General features: G+C 60.7%; 27 protein-coding genes and 1 pseudogene. 16 read left to right on the top strand and 12 right to left on the bottom strand.

Going from position 1 to position 26,077, the window contains the following annotated elements; genetic code table 11:
- Positions 1-101 precede the first annotated feature (101 nt).
- Positions 102-1,142, top strand: a complete 1,041-nt coding sequence (locus J4D25_RS00420) for an Ldh family oxidoreductase (RefSeq protein WP_057714709.1) — start codon at positions 102-104, stop codon at positions 1,140-1,142.
- 157 nt (positions 1,143-1,299) lie between these two features.
- Here J4D25_RS00420 and J4D25_RS00425 read toward each other — a convergent pair whose 3' ends face one another.
- Positions 1,300-1,617: a YqjD family protein gene (locus J4D25_RS00425; RefSeq protein ID WP_057714710.1), complete on the bottom strand. Its 318-nt coding sequence runs from the start codon at positions 1,615-1,617 to the stop codon at positions 1,300-1,302.
- Positions 1,618-1,781: 164 nt separating this feature from the next.
- Here J4D25_RS00425 and J4D25_RS00430 point away from each other — a divergent pair, with 164 nt between their 5' ends.
- A complete protein-coding gene (locus tag J4D25_RS00430) occupies positions 1,782-2,036 on the top strand; it encodes a hypothetical protein (RefSeq protein ID WP_007970091.1) in 255 nt (84 codons plus the stop codon).
- A gap of 9 nt (positions 2,037-2,045) precedes the next feature.
- Here J4D25_RS00430 and J4D25_RS00435 read toward each other — a convergent pair whose 3' ends face one another.
- Positions 2,046-2,954 (bottom strand): LysR family transcriptional regulator, encoded by a 909-nt coding sequence (locus J4D25_RS00435; protein WP_057714711.1) that lies wholly within the window; start codon positions 2,952-2,954, stop codon positions 2,046-2,048.
- Positions 2,955-3,038: 84 nt separating this feature from the next.
- On the opposite strand from J4D25_RS00435, the gene J4D25_RS00440 reads away from it, so the two are divergent.
- The 6 genes from J4D25_RS00440 to J4D25_RS00465 all read left to right on the top strand — a co-directional run bounded on the left by J4D25_RS00440 (position 3,039) and on the right by J4D25_RS00465 (position 9,803).
- Positions 3,039-3,962 (top strand): carbon-nitrogen hydrolase family protein, encoded by a 924-nt coding sequence (locus tag J4D25_RS00440; protein WP_057714712.1) that lies wholly within the window; start codon positions 3,039-3,041, stop codon positions 3,960-3,962.
- A gap of 137 nt (positions 3,963-4,099) precedes the next feature.
- Complete coding sequence (locus J4D25_RS00445) at positions 4,100-5,764, top strand: AMP-binding protein (protein WP_057714713.1); 1,665 nt, start codon at positions 4,100-4,102, stop codon at positions 5,762-5,764.
- A gap of 16 nt (positions 5,765-5,780) precedes the next feature.
- Positions 5,781-6,542, top strand: coding sequence for an SDR family NAD(P)-dependent oxidoreductase (locus J4D25_RS00450; RefSeq protein ID WP_057714714.1), 762 nt, complete (start codon positions 5,781-5,783; stop codon positions 6,540-6,542).
- A gap of 12 nt (positions 6,543-6,554) precedes the next feature.
- Positions 6,555-7,748 carry an acetyl-CoA C-acyltransferase gene (locus J4D25_RS00455; RefSeq protein WP_057714715.1) on the top strand — a complete coding sequence of 398 codons (1,194 nt, stop codon included), beginning with the start codon at positions 6,555-6,557 and terminating at the stop codon, positions 7,746-7,748.
- A gap of 140 nt (positions 7,749-7,888) precedes the next feature.
- Positions 7,889-9,016: an acyl-CoA dehydrogenase gene (locus J4D25_RS00460; RefSeq protein WP_057714716.1), complete on the top strand. Its 1,128-nt coding sequence runs from the start codon at positions 7,889-7,891 to the stop codon at positions 9,014-9,016.
- 13 nt (positions 9,017-9,029) lie between these two features.
- Positions 9,030-9,803: an enoyl-CoA hydratase gene (locus J4D25_RS00465; protein WP_057714717.1), complete on the top strand. Its 774-nt coding sequence runs from the start codon at positions 9,030-9,032 to the stop codon at positions 9,801-9,803.
- A 184-nt stretch (positions 9,804-9,987) separates the two neighbouring features.
- Here the strand turns inward: J4D25_RS00465 and J4D25_RS00470 are convergent, their stop codons facing one another.
- From J4D25_RS00470 to J4D25_RS00480, 3 genes are all read right to left on the bottom strand, one after another.
- Positions 9,988-11,139: an acyl-CoA dehydrogenase family protein gene (locus J4D25_RS00470; protein WP_057714718.1), complete on the bottom strand. Its 1,152-nt coding sequence runs from the start codon at positions 11,137-11,139 to the stop codon at positions 9,988-9,990.
- Between the two features lie 3 nt (positions 11,140-11,142).
- The gene (locus tag J4D25_RS00475; protein ID WP_057714719.1) at positions 11,143-12,249 is read right to left on the bottom strand and encodes an enoyl-CoA hydratase/isomerase family protein; all 1,107 of its coding nucleotides are present in this window, start codon (positions 12,247-12,249) and stop codon (positions 11,143-11,145) included.
- 164 nt (positions 12,250-12,413) lie between these two features.
- Positions 12,414-13,307 carry a LysR family transcriptional regulator gene (locus J4D25_RS00480; RefSeq protein WP_057714720.1) on the bottom strand — a complete coding sequence of 298 codons (894 nt, stop codon included), beginning with the start codon at positions 13,305-13,307 and terminating at the stop codon, positions 12,414-12,416.
- Positions 13,308-13,408: 101 nt separating this feature from the next.
- On the opposite strand from J4D25_RS00480, the gene J4D25_RS00485 reads away from it, so the two are divergent.
- On the top strand, positions 13,409-14,500 hold the full coding sequence (locus tag J4D25_RS00485; protein ID WP_057714721.1) for a polyamine ABC transporter substrate-binding protein: 1,092 nt from the start codon (positions 13,409-13,411) through the stop codon (positions 14,498-14,500).
- Between the two features lie 21 nt (positions 14,501-14,521).
- Positions 14,522-15,481 carry an agmatinase gene (speB, locus tag J4D25_RS00490; RefSeq protein WP_057714722.1) on the top strand — a complete coding sequence of 320 codons (960 nt, stop codon included), beginning with the start codon at positions 14,522-14,524 and terminating at the stop codon, positions 15,479-15,481.
- Between the two features lie 152 nt (positions 15,482-15,633).
- Here speB and J4D25_RS00495 read toward each other — a convergent pair whose 3' ends face one another.
- The 3 genes from J4D25_RS00495 to J4D25_RS26860 form a co-directional block, all read right to left on the bottom strand.
- Positions 15,634-16,173: a dihydrofolate reductase family protein gene (locus J4D25_RS00495; protein WP_057714723.1), complete on the bottom strand. Its 540-nt coding sequence runs from the start codon at positions 16,171-16,173 to the stop codon at positions 15,634-15,636.
- Positions 16,174-16,254: 81 nt separating this feature from the next.
- Positions 16,255-16,524: a hypothetical protein gene (locus J4D25_RS00500; RefSeq protein WP_057714724.1), complete on the bottom strand. Its 270-nt coding sequence runs from the start codon at positions 16,522-16,524 to the stop codon at positions 16,255-16,257.
- A 48-nt stretch (positions 16,525-16,572) separates the two neighbouring features.
- Positions 16,573-16,704 carry a hypothetical protein gene (locus J4D25_RS26860; RefSeq protein WP_258536464.1) on the bottom strand — a complete coding sequence of 44 codons (132 nt, stop codon included), beginning with the start codon at positions 16,702-16,704 and terminating at the stop codon, positions 16,573-16,575.
- Between the two features lie 46 nt (positions 16,705-16,750).
- On the opposite strand from J4D25_RS26860, the pseudogene J4D25_RS00505 reads away from it, so the two are divergent.
- Positions 16,751-16,964: pseudogene (locus J4D25_RS00505) on the top strand (arginase family protein); the annotation flags it as partial.
- A gap of 116 nt (positions 16,965-17,080) precedes the next feature.
- Here J4D25_RS00505 and J4D25_RS00510 read toward each other — a convergent pair.
- Positions 17,081-18,133, bottom strand: a complete 1,053-nt coding sequence (locus J4D25_RS00510) for an aldo/keto reductase (protein WP_057714725.1) — start codon at positions 18,131-18,133, stop codon at positions 17,081-17,083.
- Positions 18,134-18,292: 159 nt separating this feature from the next.
- On the opposite strand from J4D25_RS00510, the gene zapE reads away from it, so the two are divergent.
- The 3 genes from zapE (at position 18,293) to J4D25_RS00525 (ending at position 20,626) form a co-directional block, all read left to right on the top strand.
- Positions 18,293-19,411 carry a cell division protein ZapE gene (gene zapE / locus J4D25_RS00515; protein WP_057714726.1) on the top strand — a complete coding sequence of 373 codons (1,119 nt, stop codon included), beginning with the start codon at positions 18,293-18,295 and terminating at the stop codon, positions 19,409-19,411.
- A 26-nt stretch (positions 19,412-19,437) separates the two neighbouring features.
- A complete protein-coding gene (locus J4D25_RS00520; RefSeq protein WP_057714727.1) occupies positions 19,438-20,019 on the top strand; it encodes a DinB family protein in 582 nt (193 codons plus the stop codon).
- A gap of 115 nt (positions 20,020-20,134) precedes the next feature.
- Positions 20,135-20,626 (top strand): GNAT family N-acetyltransferase, encoded by a 492-nt coding sequence (locus J4D25_RS00525; RefSeq protein ID WP_008053742.1) that lies wholly within the window; start codon positions 20,135-20,137, stop codon positions 20,624-20,626.
- Positions 20,627-20,703: 77 nt separating this feature from the next.
- Here the strand turns inward: J4D25_RS00525 and J4D25_RS00530 are convergent, their stop codons facing one another.
- From J4D25_RS00530 to J4D25_RS00540, 3 genes are all read right to left on the bottom strand, one after another.
- Positions 20,704-20,913, bottom strand: a complete 210-nt coding sequence (locus tag J4D25_RS00530) for a hypothetical protein (protein WP_057714728.1) — start codon at positions 20,911-20,913, stop codon at positions 20,704-20,706.
- Between the two features lie 168 nt (positions 20,914-21,081).
- Positions 21,082-22,818 carry a phosphoethanolamine transferase CptA gene (locus tag J4D25_RS00535; protein ID WP_057714729.1) on the bottom strand — a complete coding sequence of 579 codons (1,737 nt, stop codon included), beginning with the start codon at positions 22,816-22,818 and terminating at the stop codon, positions 21,082-21,084.
- Positions 22,819-23,016: 198 nt separating this feature from the next.
- A complete protein-coding gene (locus J4D25_RS00540) occupies positions 23,017-23,199 on the bottom strand; it encodes a DUF6026 family protein (RefSeq protein WP_057714730.1) in 183 nt (60 codons plus the stop codon).
- Positions 23,200-23,471: 272 nt separating this feature from the next.
- Between J4D25_RS00540 and gnd the strand changes: the two genes are divergently transcribed.
- A complete protein-coding gene (gene gnd / locus J4D25_RS00545) occupies positions 23,472-24,452 on the top strand; it encodes a phosphogluconate dehydrogenase (NAD(+)-dependent, decarboxylating) (protein WP_057714731.1) in 981 nt (326 codons plus the stop codon).
- The gene (gene zwf, locus J4D25_RS00550; protein WP_057714732.1) at positions 24,449-25,972 is read left to right on the top strand and encodes a glucose-6-phosphate dehydrogenase; all 1,524 of its coding nucleotides are present in this window, start codon (positions 24,449-24,451) and stop codon (positions 25,970-25,972) included. Before gnd ends, zwf begins: the two co-directional genes overlap by 4 nt.
- Positions 25,973-26,077: the final 105 nt, after the last annotated feature.

The following is a 26,077-nucleotide window of genomic DNA, read 5'->3' on the forward strand; positions in this document are numbered from 1 at the left end:
TCGACCCTGAGCGAAAGGTTGACAGTTCGCACGCCGCGCGTTGTTAATCGGCGGGTCTTTGTACGCTGTTGCCCCCTCCAATAATTAGTCTGGAGCTTCAGATGTCTGCGCCACACGATCACGCCTCTACCGCGGTCCCGTCACACCTGTCACTCGAAGCGCTGAGCGCTTTGCTGGAGAAGATTTTTCTGCGTCACGGCACGTCGGTCGAGGTTGCCCGGGTGCTGGCACAAAACTGCGCCTGTGCCGAGCGCGACGGCGCGCACAGTCACGGGGTATTCCGCATTCCTGGTTATGTTTCGACGCTACAAAGCGGCTGGGTCAATGGCCAGGCCGTTCCGCTGGTCGAAGATGTGGCTTCAGGGTTTGTGCGAGTCGACGCCAATAACGGTTTTGCGCAGCCGGCCCTGGCGGCGGCACGCGAGTTACTGGTACAGAAGGCCCGAAGTGCCGGCATCGCGGTGCTGGCGATCCGTAACTCGCACCATTTCGCGGCTTTGTGGCCGGATGTCGAACCCTTCGCTGAAGAGGGTCTTGTGGCATTGAGCGTGGTCAACAGCATGACCTGCGTGGTGCCCCACGGGGCCGACCGGCCACTGTTCGGCACCAACCCGATTGCCTTCGCTGCACCGCGGGCCGAGGGCGGGCCGATTGTCTTCGACCTGGCCACCAGCGCCATTGCCCATGGCGATGTGCAAATTGCCGCCCGCGAAGGTGAACGCTTGCCGGAAGGGATGGGCGTGGACAGTCTCGGCCAGCCGACCACGGACCCGAAGGCGATTCTCGAGGGCGGCGCGTTGCTGCCTTTCGGCGGGCACAAGGGCTCGGCGTTGTCGATGATGGTCGAGTTGCTCGCGGCGGCACTGACCGGCGGCAATTTTTCCTTCGAGTTCGACTGGAAGAACCACCCTGGTGCCAAGACCCCCTGGACTGGCCAGTTGCTTATCGTGATCGATCCGGACAAGGCGGCGGGGCAAAGTTTTGCCGAGCGCAGCCAGGAACTGGTGCGGCAAATGCACGGTGTCGGCCTGAAGCGCTTGCCGGGTGACCGGCGTCATCATCAGCGCGCCAGGTCGCTGGCCAACGGCATTGAGCTGGATGCCCGGACGCTGGCGAACTTGCGGGAGCTGGCGGGTCTCTAAAGGAAAAGTTTTGCGCAACCCCCTGTGGGAGCGAGCTTGCTCGCGATGACGTCAGCCTGTTCAACGTAGATGTTGACTGGACTGCCGCCATCGTCGGAACGCCGCCCGGAGCAAGCTCGCTCCCACAGGGGGGATTCATGGCTGACAGATCGCGTGCTTAGCGACGACCCAGCAGCAACCCCACCACCAGGCCGAACCCGGCGGAAATCGCCACGGTTTGCCATGGATGCCCGCCGATATAGGTTTCAGTGGCCTCGACCGCGGGCCGGGTGCGGTCGCGCACGCTGCTCACCGAATCCCCTGCCTGCCGGAGTTTCAGGGCGATTTGTCCACGAAGGGTCTCTGCTTCTTCCCCGACCAGCGAGGCGCTGCTTTTCAGCAGCTTTTCCGATTCTTCGATCAGCGTTTGAAGTTCGCTGAAGGCTTGATCCTTGATTTGATCTTCGGCGGCTTGCACGGCGGTTTTGCGGGCCATTGAAGTACTCCTTGCAGGTACGTGGACAGTGAACAATGGAGTCTGCCGTCGTCGGAAAAGTTGCAGCTATTTTGCCCGGGGAGGCCATCTTGCTGAAAAACCGGCGCAGGACCTTTCGTCCTACAGTGTAAGATGTCGCCTATTTTACGCAGCAGGAAATTCCCATGAGCTTCAATCTGGCCGACAAACCCCTCGCCGAGCGCGCAGCGCTTGAAGACGAGAAATCCCGTCTGTTCGAACTCTGGCAAAACAACCTGGGCAAGGCCAAGGGTGAGGCTGCGCGGTTGTTCGGCGAACGGGCCAAGCGCAAAGGCAAATGGGCCGAATGGGTGCGCGCCGAACTGGACGGCATGTCGCCGCCGGAATACGCCAACATGGTGCGCAGTGAAGTCAATCGCCTGATGGCGGCCAACAAGTAACAACGGCTGTCAGGCGAAACTCGCGACGATTGCCTCGCGCACTTTCAAGAGCACCGGGTCGAGCTGGGTGCTGGTCCGCCAGCCCAGTTCGATCGGGTAGCGCGGCAACGCCAGGGGGCAGGGCAGCAGCGCCAGCCCGCTGAGCGTTGCGATGCTTTGGGCGGCATGGGCCGGAATGGTCGCCACCGCCCGACTGCCTTTTAGCAAGTGCGGTAACGCGGCAAAATGCGTGGTCGAGGCGCACACCCTCCGGCTCAGCCCCAGCGCTGCCAAGCCCTCATCGGTAATCCCGATAAAACCGCCGGACGACACCAGAATGTGTTCGCGGGCCACAAACTCCTCGAGACCGATGCTTTGCTGGCCCTCGACCAGGCTCGACGGGTCCACCAGGCACAGATAGCCACCTTCCCCCAGCACCTGACGGCTGAGCAGCCGCTCGGCAAACCCGCCCGCGGCAATCGCCAGGTCGATACTGCGCTCCATCAACGCCTGGGCGACGATCTGGCTGTGGGTCTGGCGGAAAATCAGCCGCAGTTTCGGCGCGCAACGGGCGATCTCTTCGATCAGCCGCCGGCCGTAGGCAATCTCGAAATCATCCGACATGCCGACCGTGACCGAGCGACCTTCGTACTGTTGCGCAGCCGGATCGACCATCGCCAGGCTCTGCCGGCATTTGTTCAGGGCATCGCTGACCACTGGTTTGAGCTGATTGGCCTTGAGCGAGGGGGCCAGGCCGCGTCCGGTGCGCACGAACAGCTGATCGCCATACAGCTCGCGCAAGCGACGCAAGGCCGCGCTGACGGCCGATTGCGTCACGCCCAGGCGCAGCGCGGCACGGCTGGCGCTGGACTCTTCGTGCAGCGCTTCGAAGACTTTGAGCAGGTTGAGGTCGACGTCGGTGATATTCATTTGGTTCATATCATTCAGCAGTGAATCGGTCTTTATTGATGATTGCCTGACGCCGGAGAATGAGCAACACCTGATGCGAATGGAGTTTCCAAGATGCCCAAATCAATTGTCGCAGCCCTGCAGATCGGCGCCTTGCCCGGCGGCAAGGCTGAAACCCTGGAACAGATCCTGTCCTATGAAAACGCAATCATCGAATCCGGCGCCGGGTTGGTGGTGATGCCGGAAGCGCTGCTGGGCGGTTATCCCAAAGGCGAGGGCTTTGGTACGCAATTGGGTTATCGCCTGCCGCAAGGGCGCGAAGCCTTTGCCCACTATTTTGCCAATGCCATCGACGTACCCGGTGCGGAAACCGAGGCGTTGGCGGCACTGTCCGCACGCACCGGGGCCAATCTGGTGATCGGTGTGATCGAGCGCGCCGGCAGCACCTTGTACTGCACCGCGCTGTACTTCGATCCGCAGGCCGGGCTGGTGGCCAAACACCGCAAACTGATGCCCACCGGCACCGAACGGCTGATCTGGGGCAAGGGCGATGGCTCGACCTTGCCGGTGATCGACAGCCAGGTCGGGCGTGTCGGTGCGCTGGTGTGCTGGGAAAACATGATGCCGCTGCTGCGCACGGCGATGTACGCCAAAGGCGTGGAGGTATGGTGCGCGCCGACCGTGGACGAACGGGAGATGTGGCAAGTCAGCATGCGCCACATTGCCCATGAGGGGCGCTGTTTCGTGGTCAGCGCCTGCCAGGTCCAGGCATCGCCCCAGGCCCTGAGCCTGGACATCGCCAACTGGCCGGCGGATCGACCGTTGATTGCCGGTGGCAGTGTGATCGTAGGTCCCATGGGCGACATCCTCGCCGGACCGTTGCTTGAAAGTGCCGGGTTGCTCACAGCGCAAATCGACACCGACGACCTGGTGCGCGCCCGCTACGACTATGACGTGGTCGGCCACTACGCGCGGCCGGATGTGTTCGAACTGATCGTGGACGAACGCGCCAGGCCCGGGGTGCGCTTCACCTCCTGATGCCCAGCGGGCTTTGGCCAAAGCAGTCAGACAACTTGATAGCTTTGACCATTGCCCGGTAACCCGCGCAGAGCGAGTATTTCCCTGTTGATTACGGTTCCCCCCAACCTAATAAAAAACACAGTGGGATTCTGGCAATGCGCGATTACTTGTCTGCTACTTCTCAGTTCAATTATCAGCACACCGTCGATGCCGCGCTCGCGGGCGATCTGACGGCCCTCAACGCCTGTGTCGAATGCTGTGACCGGCATGCCTTGCCGGGTCGCATCGCGCTGTTCTGGGAAGGACGTGATGGCGCTGGTGCTTCGTACACCTTCACCGACTTGCAGGACAAGGCCGCGCGTTTCGCCAACTACCTGCTGGCCCAGGGCGTGAAGAAAGGCGACAAGGTCGCCGGCCTGTTGCCCCGCAATATCGAACTGTTGATCACAGTGTTCGCCACCTGGCGCATCGGCGCAGTGTATCAACCGCTGTTTACCGCATTCGGCCCCAAGGCCATCGAGCACCGCCTGGGCAGCTCTGGCGCCAAAGTGGTGGTGACCGATGCAGTGAACCGGCCGAAACTCGCCGAAGTCGCCGATTGCCCGACCATCGTGACTGTCACCGGTGCCAAAGGGCAGGGCCTGGTGCATGGCGATTTCAGTTTCTGGGCCGAACTGGCCAACTATTCCGCCGCCTGTGAACCGGTGCTGCTGACCGGTGAAGATCCGTTCCTGCTGATGTTCACCTCGGGCACCACTGGCCCGTCGAAAGCGCTGTCGGTGCCGCTCAAGGCCATCGTAGCGTTCCAGAGCTACACCCGCGATGCGGTGGATCTGCGCCCGGAAGACGCCTTCTGGAACGTCGCCGACCCGGGCTGGGCCTACGGCATTTATTTCGGTGTCACGGGGCCAATGTCCATGGGCCATCCGATCACCTTTTACGATGGCCCGTTCACCCTCGAAAGCACCTGCCGGGTGATCAACAAATACGGGATCACCAACCTCACCGGTTCGCCCACGGCCTACCGCTTGCTGATTGCCGGCGGCGATGAATTCGCCAGGTCGATCAAGGGCAAGCTGCGTATCGTCAGCAGCGCCGGCGAGCCGCTGAACCCGGAAGTGATCCGATGGTTCGCCGATAACCTCGACGTGGTCATCCACGACCACTACGGCCAGACCGAACTGGGCATGGTGCTGTGCAACCACCACGGCCTGGAGCACCCGATTCACATGGGCGCCGCCGGTTTTGCCTCGCCGGGCCACCGCATTGTGGTGCTGGATGACGAGTACAAGGAACTCGGCGTTGGGCAGCCGGGCATCCTGGCTATCGACCGCAGCCAGTCGCCGATGTGCTGGTTCGCCGGCTACGAAGGCGGGCCGACCAAGGCCTTTGTCGGCAACTACTACTTGAGTGGCGACACCGTGGAGTGGAACCCGGACGGCAGCATCAGCTTCGTCGGTCGCAGTGATGACGTGATCACCACCTCCGGCTACCGGGTAGGTCCCTTCGACGTGGAAAGTGCGCTGATCGAACACCCGGCCGTGGTCGAGGCCGCCGTGGTCGGCAAGCCAGATCCGGAGCGCACCGAACTGGTCAAGGCGTTCGTCGTGCTCAGCCCGCAATACCGCGCCGCCTCCGAGTTGGCCGAAGAGCTGCGCCAGCACGTGCGCAAGCGTCTGGCGGCGCACTCGTATCCCCGTGAAATCGAATTTGTCAGCGAATTGCCGAAAACCCCCAGCGGCAAATTGCAGCGCTTTATCTTGCGCAACCAGGAAATCGCCAAGGCTCAAGAGGCCGCGGCGAAGAACCTTCCAGCTTGAATCCAGGGAAATAATGATGCAGATCCAGAACAAGATTTTTATCGTCACCGGTGGCGCTTCCGGCCTCGGTGCCGCCACCGCCGAGGTGCTGGTCGCCGCTGGCGCCAAAGTGATGCTGGTGGACATGAACGCCGAAGCCGTTGCAGCCCAGGCCCAGCGCCTTGGTGCACAAAGCGTGGTGGCGGACATCAGCAACGAAGCAGCGGCCGAAGCTGCCGTGCAGGCGACGGTCAAGGCCTTTGGTGGCCTCAATGGCCTGGTGAACTGCGCCGGCATCGTGCGTGGCGAGAAGATTCTCGGCAAGACAGGTCCGCATGCGCTGGCCAGTTTCAGCCAGGTGATCAACGTCAACCTGATCGGCAGCTTCAACATGCTGCGCCTTGCGGCCGCGGCGATTGCCGAGACCGAAGCGGATGCCGATGGCGAGCGCGGCGTGATCATCAACACCGCGTCTGCCGCGGCTTACGACGGCCAGATCGGCCAGGCGGCTTACTCGGCGTCCAAGGGCGCGATTGTCAGCCTGACCTTGCCGGCGGCCCGTGAGCTGGCGCGCTTCGGCATTCGTGTCATGACGATCGCCCCCGGCATCTTCGAGACGCCGATGATGGCCGGCATGACCCAGGAAGTCCGCGATTCCCTGGCCGCTGGCGTGCCATTCCCGCCGCGTTTGGGCAAACCGAGCGAGTATGCCGGGCTGGTCAAGCATATTATTGAAAACAGCATGCTCAATGGCGAGGTGATCCGTCTCGACGGTGCCTTGCGCATGGCCGCCAAGTAAGGAGGATTTGTCATGACAATGTCCAACGATCCAATTGTTATCGTCAGCGCCGTCCGCACCCCGATGGGCGGTTTCCAGGGCGAACTGAAAAGCCTGACCGCACCGCAACTCGGTGCGGCCGCCATCAAGGCCGCCGTCGAACGTGCCGGTGTTGCCAGTGATAGCGTCGACGAAGTGCTGTTCGGCTGCGTGCTGCCGGCAGGCCTTGGCCAGGCCCCTGCGCGTCAGGCGGCGCTGGGTGCGGGGCTGGATAAATCGACCCGCTGCACCACCCTGAACAAGATGTGCGGCTCCGGCATGGAAGCGGCGATTCTGGCCCATGACATGCTGCTGGCGGGCAGTGCCGATGTGGTGGTTGCCGGTGGCATGGAAAGCATGTCCAACGCGCCTTACCTGCTGGATCGCGCCCGTGCCGGATACCGCATGGGCCATGGTCGAGTGCAGGACTCGATGTTCCTGGACGGCCTCGAAGACGCCTACGACAAGGGCCGCCTGATGGGCACCTTCGCAGAAGACTGCGCCGAAACCAACGGCTTCAGTCGTGAAGCCCAGGACGCGTTTGCCATTGCCTCGACCACTCGCGCGCAACAGGCGATCAAGGACGGCAGCTTCAAGGCCGAAATCGTGCCGCTGACCGTGACGGTCGGCAAAGAGCAGGTGGTGATCAGCAACGACGAGCAGCCGCCAAAAGCCAGGCTGGACAAGATTGCTTCGCTGAAGCCGGCGTTCCGCGAAGGCGGTACGGTGACGGCGGCCAACTCCAGTTCGATCTCCGACGGTGCCGCCGCGCTGGTGCTGATGCGCCAGTCCCAGGCACAGAAACAAGGCCTGAAACCCTTGGCGGTGATTCATGGCCACGCTGCGTTCGCCGACACCCCGGGCCTGTTCCCGGTGGCACCGATTGGTGCAATCAAGAAGTTGATGAAGAAAACCGGCTGGTCGCTCAATGACGTGGATCTGGTGGAAGTCAACGAAGCCTTCGCCGTGGTCGGCATGGCCGCGATGACTCATCTGGAAATCCCTCACGAGAAACTCAACGTGCACGGCGGTGCTTGCGCCCTCGGGCACCCGATCGGTGCGTCCGGTGCGCGGATTCTGGTGACCCTGCTTTCGGCCCTGCGCCAGAAAGGCCTCAAACGTGGTGTTGCGGCGATCTGCATTGGCGGCGGTGAAGCGACGGCGATGGCCGTGGAATGCCTCTACTGAGGCCAACACCAATCCCTGTGGGAGCGAGCTTGCTCGCGATAGCGGTGGGTCAGATAGCAATAAAGTTGACTGACACGGCCCCATCGCGAGCAAGCTCGCACCTACAGGGTTTCGCATTTAGCTTGATTTAAGGATTCACCATGATCCCCAATGACGACCAACAACAAATCCGTGACATGGCCCGGGACTTTGCCCAGGAACGGCTGAAGCCCTTCGCTGCCGAGTGGGACCGCGAGCACCGTTTTCCCAAGGAAGCCATCGGCGAAATGGCCGGGCTGGGCTTCTTCGGCATGCTGGTGCCGGAGCAGTGGGGCGGATGCGACACCGGTTACCTGGCCTACGCCATGGCGCTGGAAGAAATCGCCGCCGGCGATGGCGCCTGCTCGACCATCATGAGCGTGCACAACTCCGTGGGTTGCGTACCGATCCTCAACTACGGCACCGATGAGCAGAAAGAGCGCTTCCTCAAACCATTGGCCAGCGGTGCGATGCTCGGTGCCTTTGCGCTGACCGAGCCCCAGGCCGGTTCCGACGCCAGCGGCCTGAAAACCCGTGCGCGCCTGGAAGGCGATCATTATGTGCTCAACGGCTGCAAGCAGTTCATCACCTCCGGGCAGAATGCCGGGGTGGTGATCGTGTTTGCGGTGACCGATCCGAGTGCCGGCAAACGTGGCATCAGCGCCTTTATAGTGCCGACCGATTCGCCGGGCTACAAAGTCGCGCGGGTCGAAGACAAGCTAGGTCAGCATGCGTCCGACACCTGCCAGATCCTCTTCGAAGACGTGAAGGTGCCGCTGGCCAATCGTTTGGGCGAGGAGGGCGAAGGCTACAGGATTGCCCTGGCCAACCTTGAAGGCGGTCGCGTCGGCATCGCTTCGCAATCGGTGGGCATGGCCCGTGCCGCGTTCGAAGCGGCGCGCGATTACGCCCGTGAGCGCGAGAGCTTCGGCAAGCCGATCATCGAGCACCAGGCCGTGGCGTTCCGCCTGGCGGACATGGCGACCCAGATCGCCGTGGCGCGGCAAATGGTGCACTACGCCGCCGCTCTGCGTGACAGTGGCAAACCGGCCCTGGTCGAAGCGTCGATGGCCAAGTTGTTCGCCTCGGAAATGGCCGAGAAGGTATGCTCCTCGGCGCTGCAAACCCTGGGCGGTTACGGTTACCTCAACGATTTCCCGGTGGAGCGGATCTACCGCGACGTACGGGTCTGCCAGATCTACGAAGGCACCAGCGATATTCAACGCATGGTCATTTCGCGCAATTTATAAGAAGGAGTCCCCTGTGAGCTACGAAACGATTTTGCTGGAAACCCACGGCCGCGTTGGCCTGATCACCCTCAACCGTCCACAAGCGCTGAATGCGCTGAATGCGCAGATCGTCAGCGAACTGAACCAGGCCCTTGATGGTTTCGAGGCTGACTCGAACATCGGCTGTATCGTCCTGACCGGTTCGAAAAAAGCCTTCGCCGCCGGTGCCGACATCAAGGAAATGGCGGAGCTGACCTACCCGCAGATCTACATCGACGACCTGTTCAGCGACAGCGACCGCGTAGCCAACCGCCGCAAGCCGATCATCGCGGCGGTCAACGGTTTTGCCCTGGGCGGCGGCTGTGAGTTGGCGTTGATGTGCGATTTCATCCTGGCCGGTGACAACGCCAGATTCGGCCAGCCGGAAATCAACCTCGGCGTGTTGCCGGGCATGGGCGGCACCCAACGCCTGACCCGCGCCGTGGGCAAGGCCAAGGCCATGGAAATGTGCCTGAGCGGCCGCTTGATCGATGCCGTGGAAGCGGAACGTTGCGGCATCGTGGCGCGTATCGTGCCGAGCGATGAGCTGCTGGATGAAGCGCTGAAAGTCGCCGCGTTGATCGCTAAAAAATCGTTGCCGATTGCGATGATGGTCAAGGAAAGCGTCAACCGTGCTTTCGAAGTGAGCCTGGCCGAAGGCGTGCGCTTTGAGCGTCGGGTGTTCCATGCGGCGTTTGCGACGCAGGATCAGAAGGAAGGGATGGCGGCGTTCATTGCCAAGCGTGAGGCTGAGTTCCAAGGCAAGTGATGTAGTCACCTTTCGGACGCTTTCGCGAGCAAGCCCGCTCCCACATTGGATCTCAGCGTTTATGAGATCCCCTTGTAGGAGCGAGCCTGCTCGCGAAAAACCTGAGGGCACCGGGTTGATTCAGGTACCCCGCGTTATCGTTGGCCACCATCGCGAGCGAGCTCGCTCCTACAGGTACAGGGCATCAAATCAGGTAGTTCTTCAGCTCGCGGGCAATCACCATTCGCTGAATTTCGCTCGACCCTTCGTAGATCTGCGTGATCCGCGCATCCCGGTAGTACTTCTCCACCGGATAGTCTTCCAGATACCCGTAGCCGCCATGAATCTGAATCGCGGACGAGCAGACCTTTTCCGCCATTTCCGATGCAAACAGCTTGGCTTGTGACGCCTCCGACAGACAGGGTTTGCCGGCCGTGCGCAGGCGTGCGGCGTGCAGGATCATCAATCGCGCGGCGTTCAACTGCATGTGCATGTCGGCCAGCAGGTTGGCGATGCTCTGGTGTTCATTGATCGCTTTGCCAAACTGCACACGATCACGGGAGTAAGCCAGTGCCGCTTCAAACGCTGCGCGGGCGATGCCCAGTGCCTGGGCGGCGATGCCGATGCGGCCGCCTTCGAGGTTGGACAAGGCGATGGCCAGGCCCTTGCCGCGTTCGCCCAGCAAATTGGCTTCGGGGATGGTGCAGTTGTTCAGGGTCACCGCGCAGGTGTCGGAAGCACGGATGCCCATCTTGTGTTCGGTGCGGTCGACGATAAAACCGGCGGTGTCGGTCGGTACCAGGAACGCCGAGATGCCACGTTTGCCCAGGTCCGGATCGGTCACGGCAAACACAATCGCCAGTTTGGCGCGCTTGCCGTTGCTGACGAATTGTTTGGCGCCATTGATCACCCACTGGCCGTCGCGCAGTTCGGCGCGGGTGCGCAGGTTGTGCGCCTCGGAACCGGCCTGGGGTTCGGTCAGGCAGAAACAGCCGATGACCTGGCCGCTGGCAAGGTCCGCCAGCCAGGTCTGCTTCTGTTCTTCGCTGCCGTAGTTGAGCACCGGCCCGCAGCCCACGGAGTTGTGGATGCTCATGAAGGCGCCGGTAGCACCGTCGCCGGCGGAAATTTCTTCTACCGCCAATGCATAGGCCACATAGTCGACATAGGTGCCGCCCCATTCCTCTGGGACCACCATGCCCAGCAAGCCCAGTTCGCCCATTTTCGCCACCAGACCGTCATCGATCCAGCCGGCCTTTTCCCAGGCCTGGGCATGGGGCGCGATTTCGCCGCGGGCAAAATCCCGGGCCATGTCGCGGATCATGACTTGCTCTTCACTCAATTCGATATCGTGCATGGCTCAGCTCTCGCTCCGGTCAAACTCGCTGAAGAAGCTCGCCACGTGTTCGGCGTCCAGTGCCTGGAGGGTGGGCGGGTTCCAGCGCGGTGTCTTGTCTTTGTCGATCAGCAAGGCGCGCACGCCTTCGATCAGGTCGCCGCGCTCGAACCACTGACGGTCCAGGTGCAGCTCAAGGGCGAAACATTGTTCAAGGGGCAGCTCGCGTCCGCGACGGAGCATTTCCAGGGTCACGGCCATGGCCAGCGGCGAGCGGGTTTCCAGCAGGTCGGCGGTGGTGACGGCCCACTCATGGCTGTCGGCGACCGTTACCTGGCGTAGTTGCTCCACAATACTCGGCACATCGGGTTGGGCGAAGAAGTGGTCGATGGCCGGGCGCAAAGTCGCCAGTGGCGCATCGGGCAGTTGCTGCACGGCGAATTTCGCCAGCAGGCCTTGCAGGTCCTTGAGCGGCGTATCGTGCCATTCGAGCTGGTCGAGTTTTTCGTCCAGGACGCCAAGCTTGCCGCTTTCCAGGTACCAGTCGGCCAGGCCGCAATACAGCGCATCGGCGGCGCGAATCTGCACGCCGCTGACGCCGAGGTAAATCCCCAGTTCACCGGGGATGCGCGACAGGAAGTAACTGCCGCCGACGTCCGGGAAATAACCGATGCCGACTTCCGGCATTGCCAGGCGGCTTTTCTCTGTGACCACGCGCAGGTCTGCGCCTTGCACCAGACCCATGCCGCCGCCGAGGACAAAACCGTCCATCAGGGCCAGCACCGGTTTGCGGTAGTGGTGGATCGCGAGGTCGAGGGCGTATTCCTCGACAAAGAAATCTTCGTGCAGGGTGTCGCCGCTTTTGAAGCTGTCATGCAGCGAGCGAATGTCGCCGCCGGCGCAGAAGGCTTTTTCCCCGGCACCGCGCAAGACCACGGCATGGACTTGCGAATCCTGGGCCCAGGCGTCGAGCTGGCGGTGCAGGTTGCGCACCATGTCCAGGGTAAGGGCGTTGAGGCCGGCGGGGCGGTTGAGGGTCAGGTGACCAATGTGGTTGCGAACCTCGGCCAGCACTTCGTTTTGCATGGCATCCATGGACTGAGTCCTGGGAGAAAAAACCTGAGCAGTCATCACTAACTCCCTGCTTTTATTGTTCTTTATCAAGATGCTCGCGCGCGAGCGATGGCGGATCGTATCAGTGCAAATTTGCCTTGTACAACCCGGATAAGTGCAGGTTATCTGTGCATTTTTGCATGACAGTGTCCGGCATTGTTACAGCGTAGACCACGACGTAGTCAGGCAAACGCCGCGAGCAGATCCTCTTCGAATGCCTTTTGTGCATCGCCGGCCACTTGCACCCGGTGCCGGGCCAGATGAAAAGCGACATCGAAACTCATGTCGCCTCGACGCACGGCCCTGAGCAAACCCTTGTTTTCCCAGGCATGGGCGAAGTGGCTGGGCAAATAACCGACATGCTTGCCGGAAAGGATAAAGGCGAGGGTGCCTTCGACTTGTTCCGAGCGCGCCGAACACAGCTTGCCCTGGAAGGGTTCGTCACTGCGCAGGAAACGGTAGGGGTGATCGACCCGGTCGCTGGCCTGCAGATCCTGATCGCAGGGGGCCGGGTTGGTGAACAGCGGATGGCCGGGGGCGCAATACAGATGCTGGGTTTCAATGAACAATTGGCGGTAGTCAAACGCGCTTTGCACTTGCGAGAAATAGCCGATGGCCAGGTCCAGCCGCTGTTGCAGTAGCAAGCGCTCCATTTCGCCGGGCATGGCGCTGATCAGTTCGATGCGCACTGACTCGTCCCGCTCACGGAAGCGCCGGATCGCCTCGGCCACCCGTTGCAGCACCGATTGATCCAGGGCTTCGGACAGACCCAGGCGCACTTCACCGATCAAGCGCCCGGCCACGCCGTTGGATTGATGACGGAAGGCTTCGATGGATTCGAACAGGGTGCGTGTGGCGCTGAGGAGTTGTTCGCCCTTGGCGGTGACCTTGAATCCGCCCTTGCCGCGGCTGCACAGGCGATAGCCAAGGCGGGTTTCCAGCTTGGCCATTTGCTGGCTGATGCTCGACTGGCTCAAGCCCAGCTCACCCTGGGCGGCACTGAAACCGCCGCACTCCACCACGCTGACAAACAGACGCAACAATTGCAGGTCCAGATCATGGAGTTGGCCGAGCATCAAACATTACTCCGTCATAAAGTCAGGTTAATTAACTTGATATTTCACCAATGTATCCGACGACGCATCCTGCAACCACTTCCTCTGGTCAGGTGTTCGTCATGGCTCCCATGTTCAAGCTGTGTTTACCCGCGCTGTTGCTCGCCGTGGCTGTTTCGGCCCAGGCCGAAGACAAGGTGGTCAATCTGTACAGTTGGGCCGATTACGTGGCCCCCGAAACCCTGCAGCGGTTCGAGCAGGAAACCGGCATCCATGTGCGCTACGACACCTTCGATTCTTCGGAAGTACTGGAGACCAAGCTGCTCACCGGCGGCAGCGGTTATGACGTGGTGGTGCCGTCGTCCAGTGTGCTGGCCCGGGGGCTTGCAGCCGGGGCGTTGAAACCGATTCCCCACGAAGGACTCAAGGGTTACGCCAATCTCGATCCGGACTTGCTGGAAAAACTCGCCGCTGTCGATCCCGGCAACCGCTATGGCGTGCCTTATACCTGGGGCACGCTGGGGTTGGGCATGAACGTCGAGGCGATCAAGCAGCGCTTGCCGGACGTGCCGCTCAATAGCCTGGACCTGCTGTTCAAACCCGAGTACGCAAGCAAATTGAAGGACTGTGGCATCGCCATTCTCGACTCGCCCCAGGAGGTGATCGGACTGGCGCTGCATTACCTGGGTAAAGATCCCTACAGCACAGACAAGAATGATCTGTCAGCCGCCGAGGCGTTGCTGCATCAGCTACAGCCGAACGTGCTGTACGTCGCCACCGGGCGGCAGATCAGCGATCTGGCCAATGGCAGCGTGTGCCTGGCGTTGACCTACAACGGTGACGCCAGCATGGCCGCCGACCAGGCACGCAAAGCCAATAAGCCCTATGAAATTGCCTACCGGATTCCCAGGGAAGGCACCCTCGTGTGGCAGGACAACCTGGCGATTCCCAAGGACGCGCCGCACCCCGAAGCCGCCCGCGCCTTTATCGAATTCATGTTGCGCCCCGAGTCCGTTGCGGCACTGACCAACACCTTGTTCTTCGCCACGGCGAACCAGGCCGCCACGCCGCTGGTGGATGAAGCGGTGCGCACCGATCCGGACATCTACCCGCTGGCCGACGTGCGCGAACGGCTGTACGCCGACCGCAGCATGAACCTCAAGGACATGCGCCAGCGCACGCGCTTGTGGACCACTTTCCGTAGCCGCCAATAACTATAAAAGAAGGAGCCTTCAATGGACGTCCCGATGCAGAACGATCAAGCCCTTACCCGTGACAGCCTTTATGGCACGGCCGCTGAAAGTACCTACGCCGGTATCACCAGTTTCATGCGTCGCCGTTACAGTCGTGACCTGCGCGGCGTTGATGTGGCCGTCAGTGGCGTGCCGTTCGACACGGCCACCAGCAACCGCCCCGGCGCACGCTTCGGGCCACGGGGCATTCGCGCCGCCTCGGCCGGGATCGCCTGGGAACGGCATTGGCCGTGGACGTTTGATCCGTTCGATCACCTGGCGGTCATCGACTACGGCGATTGCGATTTCGACTACGGTTCGCCGCAATCGACGCCCGAAATGATCGAAGCCCACGCCGAGCATATCCTCAATGCCGGCACGGCGATGCTGACGTTTGGCGGCGACCATTTCATTACCTATCCACTGCTCAAGGCCCATGCCCGCAAGCACGGGGCATTGTCGCTGATCCACTTCGACGCCCACAGCGATACCTGGCCGGACGAAGAGGGCAAGCGGATCGACCATGGCACCATGTTCTGGCACGCGGCCAGGGAAGGGCTGGTGGACCCGTCGCGCTCGGTACAAATCGGCTTGCGCACCACCAATGATGATCACCAGGGCTTCGAGGTGCTGGACGCACGGCAGGTGCACCGCCGTGGCTGCGAGGCGATCGTCGAGGCGATTCGCGCGCGGGTCGGCGACAACCCTGTGTACCTGACCTTCGACATCGACTGCCTCGATCCGGCATTCGCGCCGGGCACCGGAACACCTGTATGCGGCGGCTTGAGCACGGTGCAGGCGCTGGAGATTCTCGGCGGTTTGCGCGGGATCAACCTGGTGGGCATGGACGTGGTGGAAGTGGCTCCGGCCTATGACAGCGCGGAGATCACCTCACTGGCGGCGGCGACGCTGGCGATGGAGATGTTGTGCCTGTATGCGGCCAGGCATAAGGTCGATAAGTAATACAAAACCCAATGTGAGCTCAGTGTGGGCGAAGCTACAATTTGACGACATTTAGACTTCCCCATCACCAAGCACAAGTGCCTTAACGAAATAGGTTGCGTCCTCGTCAGCGCTCAGGGAGGAGAGGTCGATACCCTGGATAAAGTGGGGTGTTAATCCGCTTTCACGTCCAGGACGCATTCCATGGCACCGCTCTGCAGCGTACGCTGTTTTCTGGAAACGACTTCAAGCGCGCGGTCAACGGGCAGTACGGGAACGCCGGAGCCCAGAAAGATCGGAATGGTGGTGATGAACAGCTGCTGCAATTCCCCGGCGTCGGCAAAACAGGCTGCCGTTTTGCCGCCACCGACCAGCCAGACATTCTTGCCCTTGGCCGCTTGCTTGGCCGCGGCCGCGATGGCCCCGGCATCACCGCGTACGAAGGTGATATCCAGATTGGCGGGGGCTGACCGATTCCGGTTGCTCATGACAAAGGCGGGTACATCCTGGTAGGGCCAGTCATCGGGAGCGTTCGACATGATCCAGTCATAGGTCTGCGACCCCATGACCACCGCTCCGACCGTTTGATAAAAATCATCATAGGCCGTTGCGTCATCCCCCAGCGCAAAGTTCTCCAGCCAATCGAGTTTGTGTTGTTGAGTGGCAATATAACCATCCAGGGTGGCAGCTACGTAATAGACCAGCGTCGACATGTGTTTTCCTTGTAATCATGCAGGTGGGAAATGACCCGTAAATAGAGAGCCCCTCTGGAAAGTGGCGAGAGGCGATGGTGATCATTTATTTCGGGTAGGCGAAGGTAAGGCCGTTCCCACGCTGTTTTCAATGAGGGTTCTGAATTCAACCTCGTTGCGCTCCTTGCCACCGGCGATACCGAACAAGGACAGCATGTAAAGATCCATCATTGTGCCTGTGGGATTGGGCTGGGCACTTTCACCCTGGTCAATCACCAGGTCCACTACAACCAGCAGCGCACTGTCCGGCATGCTCTTGAAGAAGTCCCCGACGACGATTTCGAAGCAGCCAGCTTTTGCAATCTTGTGCATTTGTTCCTGCGCGATTTTTGCCGCGCCGGGTAAATCGAAGAGTATGCCTTAGCTTTCTGGCCACTTGTCCAGCATGTGCAACAGCAAATGCCCTGAACCACCCCCTACATCGACAATGATCTCACCGTCCTGCAGGTTGATGTTCTCCAGTATTTCCGGGATCTCCAGGTCCAGCCCCACCAGGGCAAATGAACTCGTAATGGCAAAAGGATTCAGCGTTGTGATATTCGCCCCGGGTACCGGAACACTGGTGCGGCGGCCTGAACACTGTGCAGTCGCTCGAGATCCTCGGCGGACTGCGCGGGATCAACCTGGTGGGCATGGACGTGGTGGAAGTGGCTCCGGCCTATGACAGCGCGGAGATCACCTCACTGGCGGCGGCGACGCTGGCGATGGAGATGTTGTGCCTGTATGCGGCAAAACATAAGGTCGATAAGTAAAACGCAATCCCTCTGTGGGAGCGGGCTTGCTCGCGAAAGCGGTGTGTCATTCAATACCAATGTCGACTGACACGACGCCTTCGCGAGCAAGCCCGCTCCCACAGTTTTGATTTGGGTCAGGCCACCGGAATGATTGGCAGGTCGAGGATCTGCCCCCCACTGAACCGTGCGAACGAACCGGAAATGGATTCGTGCGGCACGCCTTTGGCCACGTCACTGACACCGTCCAGCCTTGCCAGTTGATCCGTGCTCAACTGCACATTCAGCGCGCCCAACGTCGCATCCAGCTGCTCACGGGTCCGGGAACCGAGGATCGGAATCAGCGCCGTGGTCGAGCGTCTGGCTTTTTCCCGCAGCCAGGCGATGGCCACGTGGGTCGGGCTGGCGTCCAGTTCTGCGGCGACATCGATCAAGGTGTCGAGCAGGGCGGTTTCGCGGGCGCTTTTTTCGGCGTGGATCAGCACGCCGAGCTTGTTCGCACGGTTGTCGCCTTCACTGTTGCGGTACTTGCCGGTCAGGAAGCCGCCACCCAGCGGCGACCACAAGGTCGCGGCCAGGCCCAGGGCTTCGGCCATCGGCAGTTGTTCACGCTCGGCGGTGCGTTCGGCGAGGCTGTACTCGACCTGGATCGCGGCAATCGGCGCAAAACCGCGTACCTCGGCCAGCAGGTCGGCGCGGGCGATGCGCCAGGCGGGGAAGTTCGAAAGCCCGGCGTAATGAATCTTGCCGGCACTGACCAGATCGTCGAAGCCGCGCAGGATCTCTTCCATGGGCGTGACGCCGTCGCTCATGTGTGCCCAGAACAGGTCGATATGCTCGGTCTTCAGGCGTTTCAGGCTTTCTTCGACGGCGCGCACCATGTTCTTGCGGCTGTTGCCAGTGTGGGAAATACCGGCTGCCGGTGTAGTCCCGAGGGTGTATTTGGTGGCGATGACCAGGCGATCCCGTTCTGCGGCGATGAATTCGCTGAGCATGGCCTCGGACTGCCCGCCCTGATAGCCATTGGCGGTATCGATGAAATTGCCACCGGCTTCCAGATAACCATCAAAAATCCGTTTGGCTTCGTCACGCTCGGCGCCATGGCCCCAACCGGTACCGAAATTACCCGCGCCCAGCGCCAATTCGGAAACACGCAAGCCGGTTTTACGACCGAAAACTTTGTAATGCATGGGATGACTCCAAAGGGATGGCGACAAGGTTTAATAAATTATCTAAAACATCTATTAAATATGATGCTGGTAATCTAAAGCGTCAAGGTGCTTTTCCTGTCTGCACAAAACTGCCGATCACCGGTCGCGTTATCCGTGCGCAATGGCATACTGCCGCCCATGACTATCGATTCCCCCTTAAGCGCCTGGCAGCATGCCATCGAACAAAAGGGCTTCGTCCAGGACGAGGCCCAGGAACATGCGGTGTGGGCGCTGCAAAAATGCCACGAAGCGTTGCACGCAGGCCGCGCGCCCATTTCCGGCGTGTACCTGTGGGGGCCGGTGGGGCGGGGCAAGACCTGGTTGATGGACCAGTTCTACCAAAGCCTGCGAGTACCGGCTCGGCGCCAGCACTTTCACCACTTCATGGGCTGGGTGCACCAACGCTCGTTTCAACTGACCGGCACTGCCGATCCGCTCAAGGCGTTGGCCCGTGAATTGGCTGAAGAGGTTCGCGTGCTGTGTTTCGACGAACTGTTCGTCAATGACATCGGCGACGCGATCATTCTCGGGCGCCTGTTCCAGGTGATGTTCGAACAGGGCGTGGTAGTGGTCTGCACGTCCAATCTGCCGCCGGACCAGTTGTACGCCGACGGCTTCAATCGCGACCGTTTCATGCCCGCCATCGCGGCGATCAAGCAGCACATGCAGGTGATTGCGGTGGATGGCGGGGAAGACCATCGCCTGCATCCGGGGGCCGGTTTGCAACGTTATTGGGTGGCCGAGCCCGGTAACCCCAGCGCGCTGGGTGAAGTGTTCCAGTTGTTGAGCGTCGGTCAGTCAGTATCTCGCGAGCCGGTCAAGGTCGGTCACCGTTCCCTTGAGGTGGTCAAGGCCAGCCCGACGGTGCTCTGGACCCGTTACGCCGCGCTGTGCGAGCAACCCTTCGCGGCCATGGATTTCATCGCCCTGTGCGATACCTACGGCGCTATCCTGTTGAGTGACGTGCCCAACCTCAGCGCACAGAAGCGCGCAGGGCGCATTGCCCGCGGCACCGAGGACGGTGTCGAGCGGGTGGAGGCGGGAGATCGCGAGTTGCCGCAGTTGTCGGTGCATGACGATGGTGTGCGACGGTTCATTGCCCTGGTGGACGAGTGCTACGACCGCAAGGTGCCGCTGTACCTTGAAGCGCAAGTGCCAATGGCATCGCTTTACACCGAGGGTTATCTGGAATTTCCGTTCCGCCGCACCCTCAGTCGATTGCAGGAAATGCAACTGCAGCGGTTTGCCGAAGTTTGATCGGGTTTTGAACGGGAGCAGCGAACATGAATCAGCCCCTGTCACACCATTTGCTGACCATGGCCTATCAGAACGCCTGGGCCAATCACCGACTGGCCAAGGCCTGGCGTCAGTTGAGCCCGCAGGAACTGAGCGCATCCCGGGTCAGCTTCTTCCCCTCGATCCGCGCCACCCTCAACCACATCCTCACCTGTGACTGGTTTTATGTGGACGCCCTGGAGCGCGAACTGCGCGGCGACGACCCGCATCCCGATTGCCGGGTGTTTTTCAAGGAGGACGAACCCTGCCTCGTGGCAACGGACCTGGTTGGCGAACAGGCCCACGTCGACCGCCGGCTGATCGCCTACTGCGAGCAGATGCGCGACGCCGACCTGGGCAAAATCGTGACTATCGCCCGCGACACCCCGCAACACGACAGTCGCTTGCGCCTGCTGTCCCATTTGTTTGAACACCAGATCCATCACCGCGGCCAGATTCACGCCATGCTCAGCGGCACCTCGGTCCAGCCACCGCAACTCGACGAGTTTTTCTGCGTCGGTGAGTCGCACTTGCGGGCTGAGGATTTTGCCGAACTGGGGTGGACGGAAGCCTTGATCTGGGGCGCTTGAGGCCAAAGATTTTCTCGGTTGCGATTGTCGTTGGCACGTTGCTCGCGCTATGGTCTGCGGGCACTTCAGCGTGAGTACATGCTGGGGGCTACTTCATGTGTGATCGAGGATGGAAATGGACTCCGCAGAAATTCTTGTGCTTCAGGCCAGTTACACCAATCCGGTGCATGCCGAGGCTATTTGCCTGGTGCTGAACCACTACGCCGAGGACCCGATGGGGGGCGGCCAGCCGTTGCCGGCCAATGTACTGGAGCAGCTCCCGGCCGAACTTGCCCGGCGCCCCCACGCCTTCAGTGTGCTGGCTTTTGTCGGTGGCGAGCCGGCCGGGCTGGTCAATTGCTTCGAGGGGTTCTCGACTTTTGCCTGCCGGCCGCTGGTCAATGTGCATGATGTGTCGGTGGTGAAAAAGTTTCGCGGCCTGGGCTTGAGCCAGAAGATGCTGCAAAAGGTCGAAGACATCGCCCGTCAGCGTGGCTGCTGCAAGCTCACCCTGGAGGTGCTGGAAGGCAATGCCGTGGCCCAGGGCTCCTATGAAAAAGCCGGTTTCGCCGCCGGCATGTTCGACCCGGCCCATGGACGGATGCTGTTCTGGACCAAGAGCCTCTGATTCAACAGGCAAAAAAAGGGCGTCCATCAGGACGCCCGACAGTCTTCTACCTAGAACTGCAATCAGACGGCCATGGATCATTTCGGTCTGTAGGTTTCAGTCATTTGTGCGGTTTGATCGTCCGGAACCCGCAGTTCAATGCTTTGGATGGGGTGGCCCAGGGCTTCTTGCTGGGCCAGTCGCAGGCTTTCGTAGTAATAGCGCATGCGTTCGGCTCCACCTTCGGCAAAAGCACTGGTTGAGCCCAAGGCCATCAGGCCGGCGAGAATCATTGCGGTGCGTTTCATGGTTTGCCTCCCACTACAGATGTCGGATGCCTTTCGTCCATGAATCAATGAAGCAGTGTCGAAATGGCATTATCCGCCGATTCGGTTAATTGGGAATCAACTTCACCAACGACCTGCAAGGCTGCAACGGGAGCATGAAAAAGGGGCCGGAACCGGCCCCTGAAAGGATTACTGCTGAACGACAGTCGGTGGCGTTTTAGGCTTCATCAGGCTGAAGTCGATCAGCGCACGCTGTTGACGCTCATACGGGTTGCCGATCATCAATGGCCGGGCCTTGAAGCTGTCACTGACCAGGCTTTTGCTGCGATCGAGTTCGTCGAAGCTCAGGCCCGCCAGGTCGGCCCAAGTGTGAATCAGGTGCGAGCTGCTGTAAGGGCGCGAGAGATCACCCACGAGGTTCCAGTCATGGGTTGCGCGCCATTTCGGCGATGCCCAGGCCATGAACGGAATGGTGTACATCGGTGCTGTCGGCTTGTTCTCGTTGCGCCCCAAGGTGTTGTGGCCCATGGAATCGAACACGTCCTCGCCATGGTCGGACAGGTACAGCAGGAAGCCGTTCGGATCGGTCCTGGCGTAGTCCTTGATCAGGCTGGACACCACGAAGTCGTTGTACAGCACGGCATTGTCGTAGCTGTTGTACGTCGGCAACTGGTCATCGCGAATGCCGGCAGGCACGCCCTCACGGTCCTGGAACCTGTCGAAGGTCGACGGGTAACGGTACTGGTAGCTCATGTGCGTGCCGAGCAAATGCACGACGATGAGTTTGCGCGGTGCACCGTCGGCCAGGGCCTTGTTGAAGGGCTCGATCACGTCGCCATCGTACTGGGCGGCGTTCTGGTTGCGGTTGTTGTTCAGGTACACCTGTTCATCGGCCTGTTCGGAAAAGGTCGTGAGCATGGTGTTGCGCTTGGTCATGGTCTGCTGGTTGGTGATCCAGAAGGTCTTGTAACCTGCCTGTTTCATCATGCTGACCAGCGATGGCGTCGACAGGTACAGGTCGGGGTTTTCTTCGTCGGCGAAGGTCAGGACCTGCTGCAGCGCCTCAATGGTGTAGGGGCGCGGCGTAATGACGTTGTCGAAAACGTCCAGTTGATCCTTGAGCTTGTCCAGTTCCGGCGTGGTTGCCCGGGGGTAGCCGTACAGGCTCATGCGCTGACGGTTGGTGGACTCACCAATCACCAGCACCAGGGTCGCAGGCGTGTTGGCCATTGCGTCCTTCAGGTTGTGCAGCGGTGGAATCTTGCTGGCGTTATTGAGCATGTCCTGCATGCCGGCCAGGGTTTCCAGGTAGCGGTGATAGGCCACGGCCATTTGCCATGGCACCGCCGGCTCGATGCGGGTTTCGAACTTGTCGAAGCCTTCGGCGAAACTGCCGGTGCGTGCGGTTTGCTTGATCAGCGGATAACCGACGACCGCCATGACAATGGCCACCGCGGCCACGATGGCCTTGCCACGGGGCAGGTACACCGGGCGCAGGCGTGTCCACAGGAACCAGGAAAAAGCGGTGTGTGCCAGGAACGCCGGCACCATCCACCAGGCAAAGTACTGGGTCATGTATTCGCCGGCTTCAGCCACGTTCGACTCAAACATGATGAAGATGACGCTCTGGGAAAACTCCTGCTGATAAATGAAGAAGTAACCCAGGCTCGCCATGGAGCACGCCCACAGTACGACGCCGATCACGGCAGCCATGACGCGGGTTTGTCGGGGGAACAGCAACATCGGCGCCAGCCAGAAGGCGCTCATGACGAAGGCCTGGCGGAATCCGCTAAAGCCGGAGGTGCCAGTCAACTGGATCAGTAGTTGGGTGATGCCGGAAAAGTACCAGAAGAATACAAACAGCCAGACAAATCCGGCCCAATCAAAACCTGCCGCAGTCGTGTTGCTGCGTTTCAACAAAGACATTCAGCGCTCCAGCCGAGAGTTCACTACCACCGCCGGGACTTGGATATCACGGACGACGAACGAGGGCCGCGCGGAATCGGGCGACCTAAACGAGTAATTGTCGTGTAACAATTGTGAAAATTTTGTGAGTTGCCAGGGATGGCAGGGCGTGAGCCGGTGCGGAAGCAGTGCAGACTGCTCCCGCTTCAAAGGAGGGGGTCAGGCGAATGGGGTGTGTTGCACCACAGCCAGGGGCTGCACTTGATTGGTTTGCAGCAGCAGCCGCAATTGCGCCAGTTCCTGCTTCAACTGATCGCGTTCGTCTTTCAACTGGCGCAATTCGTCGCGACGGATTGTGACGTAAAGGGTTTGTGCTGGCAGTGCGGTATGTACTGTGCCCATTGCTCACCTCGCAAATGGCGTGTCTCAACTGTAGGTACGCCTCGAAATCCGGGGCTGACCTACTATCGGCGCCAATTTTGATTTCTTTTGCCCCAGAAGGGAACTTTTTTATTTTTCATGGTCGTTGTGTCTTCGGTTTGATTCCCGACGTTATCCATCAGGATCGGGCACAATGCCCGGAAACTTCGTGCCAACGCTCTGGACTAACCTCATGAGTCGCGTTGGGCTATAACCTTTGACACACTTTAATTTGTAGTAGGGAGCATCAGCACATGCAACTCGGGATTATTGGACTGGGCCGCATGGGCGGCAATATTGCGCGGCGCCTGATGCTCAACGGGCACACCACCGTTGTTTACGACCGCAATACCGCCTTTGTCGAAGCCTTGGCTACAGAGGGCTCCACGGGCGTCACCGATCTGCCGGCGCTGGTCGCCGGCCTCGCCAGGCCGCGTGCTGTCTGGGTCATGCTGCCAGCTGGCGCGCCGACCGAAGAAACCATCGACACCCTGAGCACCTTGCTCGACGCCGGCGATACCATCATCGACGGCGGCAACACCTTCTATAAAGACGATATCCGCCGGGCGAAGACCCTGTCGGAAAAAGGCCTGCACTACATCGACGTCGGTACCTCCGGCGGTGTCTGGGGCCTGGAGCGCGGTTACTGCATGATGATCGGCGGCGATGCCGAGACGGTTAAGCGCCTCGACCCGCTGTTCGCCACCCTGGCCCCTGGCCTGGGCGACATCCCGCGCACCAAGGACCGCAAGTCCGACGACGATCGTGCCGAGCGTGGTTACATTCATGCAGGTCCGGCCGGTTCCGGGCACTTCGTGAAGATGATCCACAACGGCATCGAATACGGAATGATGCAGGCGTTCGCAGAAGGCTTCGACATCCTCAAGACCAAAAACAGCGAGAGCCTGCCGCAAGACCAGCGTTTCGATCTGAACGTCGCCGATATCGCCGAAGTGTGGCGCCGTGGCAGCGTGGTGTCCTCGTGGTTGCTGGACCTGACTGCCGACGCCCTGGCCAGCGATCCGAAACTCGACGGTTTCTCCGGGTCCGTGGCCGACAGCGGTGAAGGTCAATGGACCATCGAAGCCGCCATGGAACAAGCGGTGCCGGTGCCGGTGCTGTCGAACTCGCTGTTCTCGCGCTACCGTTCCCGTGGGCAAGGCACCTTTGGTGACAAGATTCTCTCGGCCCAGCGCTTCGGCTTCGGCGGCCATGTGGAGACCTCGAAAAAATGACCCACGCGATCCGCAGGAAATCCAAGGCTGAACCCGCGCCGCCGACCACGCTGTTCCTGTTCGGCGCCCACGGCGATCTGGTCAAGCGCCTGCTGATGCCGGCGCTGTACAATCTCAGCCGTGACGGTTTACTCGGGAATGGACTGCGGATCATCGGCGTTGACCACAACGCCATCAGTGATGAAGGCTTCGCGAAAAAACTCGAAGACTTCATCCGCAACGAGGTGGCCACCAGGACCGGCAAGGGCGATCAAGCCCTTGACCCGGCGCTGTGGGCCAAACTCGCCAAAGGCATCAGCTACGTTCAGGGCGATTTCCTGGACGACAGCACTTATCAAGCGCTGGCGGCAAAAATCGCCGACAGCGGTACCGGCAATGCGGTGTTCTATCTGGCCACCGCGCCGCGTTTCTTCAGTGAAGTGGTGCGCCGTCTTGGCTCGGCCGGCTTGCTGGAAGAAAACCCCGAGGCCTTCAGAAGGGTGGTGGTCGAAAAACCCTTCGGTTCCGACCTGCATACAGCCGAAGCCTTGAACGCTTGCCTGCTCAAGGTGATGACGGAAAAGCAGATCTACCGCATCGACCATTACCTGGGCAAGGAGACCGTACAGAACATCCTGGTCAGCCGGTTCTCCAACAGCCTGTTCGAAGCGTTCTGGAACAATCACTACATCGATCACGTGCAGATCACCGCCGCCGAAACCGTGGGCGTGGAAACCCGTGGCAGTTTCTATGAGCACACCGGCGCGCTGCGGGACATGGTGCCCAATCACCTGTTCCAGTTGCTGGCGATGGTGGCGATGGAACCGCCCGCCGCGTTCGGCGCCGATGCAGTGCGCGGCGAGAAAGCCAAGGTCGTTGGCGCGATCAGGCCCTGGACGGTGGAGGAAGCCCGCGCCAACTCGGTGCGCGGCCAATACACCTCCGGTGAGATCGACGGCAAGGCACTGCCGGGCTATCGCCAGGAAAACAACGTCGCACCCGACAGCGATACCGAAACCTATGTGGCCCTCAAGGTCATGATCGATAACTGGCGATGGGTCGGCGTGCCGTTCTATCTGCGAACAGGCAAGCGCATGAGTGTGCGTGACACCGAGATCGTGATCTGTTTCAAGCCGGCGCCCTATGCGCAGTTCCGCGATACCGAAGTCGATGAGCTGCAACCGACCTATTTGCGCATTCAGATCCAGCCGAACGAAGGCATGTGGTTCGACCTGCTGGCCAAGCGTCCCGGCCAGGCCTTGAAAATGGACAACATCGAGCTGGGGTTCGCCTACAAGGACTTCTTCGAGATGCAGCCTTCCACCGGCTACGAAACCCTGATCTACGATTGCCTGACGGGTGACCAGACGCTGTTCCAGCGCGCCGACAACATCGAAAACGGCTGGCGCGCCGTGCAGCCGTTCCTGGATGCCTGGCAGCAGGATTCCAGCGTGCAGAGCTACGCTGCCGGGGAAAACGGCCCCAAGGCCGGCGAAGAACTGCTCACCCGTGACGGTCGCGTCTGGCACCGTCTCGGATAGCACCTATCTCCAGTGGGAGCGAGCTTTTGTGGCGAGGGGGCTTGCCCCCGTTCGGCTGCGAAGCAGTCGCCATTTCATCACTCGGTGTACCTGCTACAGCGTAGT

It is taken from the genome of Pseudomonas sp. GW456-L13 (assembly GCF_017350115.1).
Taxonomy (GTDB): Bacteria; Pseudomonadota; Gammaproteobacteria; order Pseudomonadales; family Pseudomonadaceae; genus Aquipseudomonas; species Aquipseudomonas jessenii.

What these genes read in the sequence shown, in the direction of transcription:
- J4D25_RS00420 (WP_057714709.1), top strand. Translation starts at nt 102, where the DNA reads ATGTCTGCGCCACACGATCACGCCTCTACCGCGGTCCCGTCACACCTG.
- J4D25_RS00425 (WP_057714710.1), bottom strand. Translation starts at nt 1,617, where the DNA reads ATGGCCCGCAAAACCGCCGTGCAAGCCGCCGAAGATCAAATCAAGGAT.
- J4D25_RS00430 (WP_007970091.1), top strand. Translation starts at nt 1,782, where the DNA reads ATGAGCTTCAATCTGGCCGACAAACCCCTCGCCGAGCGCGCAGCGCTT.
- J4D25_RS00435 (WP_057714711.1), bottom strand. Translation starts at nt 2,954, where the DNA reads ATGAACCAAATGAATATCACCGACGTCGACCTCAACCTGCTCAAAGTC.
- J4D25_RS00440 (WP_057714712.1), top strand. Translation starts at nt 3,039, where the DNA reads ATGCCCAAATCAATTGTCGCAGCCCTGCAGATCGGCGCCTTGCCCGGC.
- J4D25_RS00445 (WP_057714713.1), top strand. Translation starts at nt 4,100, where the DNA reads ATGCGCGATTACTTGTCTGCTACTTCTCAGTTCAATTATCAGCACACC.
- J4D25_RS00450 (WP_057714714.1), top strand. Translation starts at nt 5,781, where the DNA reads ATGCAGATCCAGAACAAGATTTTTATCGTCACCGGTGGCGCTTCCGGC.
- J4D25_RS00455 (WP_057714715.1), top strand. Translation starts at nt 6,555, where the DNA reads ATGACAATGTCCAACGATCCAATTGTTATCGTCAGCGCCGTCCGCACC.
- J4D25_RS00460 (WP_057714716.1), top strand. Translation starts at nt 7,889, where the DNA reads ATGATCCCCAATGACGACCAACAACAAATCCGTGACATGGCCCGGGAC.
- J4D25_RS00470 (WP_057714718.1), bottom strand. Translation starts at nt 11,139, where the DNA reads ATGCACGATATCGAATTGAGTGAAGAGCAAGTCATGATCCGCGACATG.
- J4D25_RS00475 (WP_057714719.1), bottom strand. Translation starts at nt 12,249, where the DNA reads ATGACTGCTCAGGTTTTTTCTCCCAGGACTCAGTCCATGGATGCCATG.
- J4D25_RS00480 (WP_057714720.1), bottom strand. Translation starts at nt 13,307, where the DNA reads ATGCTCGGCCAACTCCATGATCTGGACCTGCAATTGTTGCGTCTGTTT.
- J4D25_RS00485 (WP_057714721.1), top strand. Translation starts at nt 13,409, where the DNA reads ATGGCTCCCATGTTCAAGCTGTGTTTACCCGCGCTGTTGCTCGCCGTG.
- speB (WP_057714722.1), top strand. Translation starts at nt 14,522, where the DNA reads ATGGACGTCCCGATGCAGAACGATCAAGCCCTTACCCGTGACAGCCTT.
- J4D25_RS00495 (WP_057714723.1), bottom strand. Translation starts at nt 16,173, where the DNA reads ATGTCGACGCTGGTCTATTACGTAGCTGCCACCCTGGATGGTTATATT.
- J4D25_RS00500 (WP_057714724.1), bottom strand. Translation starts at nt 16,524, where the DNA reads ATGCACAAGATTGCAAAAGCTGGCTGCTTCGAAATCGTCGTCGGGGAC.
- J4D25_RS00510 (WP_057714725.1), bottom strand. Translation starts at nt 18,133, where the DNA reads ATGCATTACAAAGTTTTCGGTCGTAAAACCGGCTTGCGTGTTTCCGAA.
- zapE (WP_057714726.1), top strand. Translation starts at nt 18,293, where the DNA reads ATGACTATCGATTCCCCCTTAAGCGCCTGGCAGCATGCCATCGAACAA.
- J4D25_RS00520 (WP_057714727.1), top strand. Translation starts at nt 19,438, where the DNA reads ATGAATCAGCCCCTGTCACACCATTTGCTGACCATGGCCTATCAGAAC.
- J4D25_RS00525 (WP_008053742.1), top strand. Translation starts at nt 20,135, where the DNA reads ATGGACTCCGCAGAAATTCTTGTGCTTCAGGCCAGTTACACCAATCCG.
- J4D25_RS00530 (WP_057714728.1), bottom strand. Translation starts at nt 20,913, where the DNA reads ATGAAACGCACCGCAATGATTCTCGCCGGCCTGATGGCCTTGGGCTCA.
- J4D25_RS00535 (WP_057714729.1), bottom strand. Translation starts at nt 22,818, where the DNA reads ATGTCTTTGTTGAAACGCAGCAACACGACTGCGGCAGGTTTTGATTGG.
- J4D25_RS00540 (WP_057714730.1), bottom strand. Translation starts at nt 23,199, where the DNA reads ATGGGCACAGTACATACCGCACTGCCAGCACAAACCCTTTACGTCACA.
- gnd (WP_057714731.1), top strand. Translation starts at nt 23,472, where the DNA reads ATGCAACTCGGGATTATTGGACTGGGCCGCATGGGCGGCAATATTGCG.
- zwf (WP_057714732.1), top strand. Translation starts at nt 24,449, where the DNA reads ATGACCCACGCGATCCGCAGGAAATCCAAGGCTGAACCCGCGCCGCCG.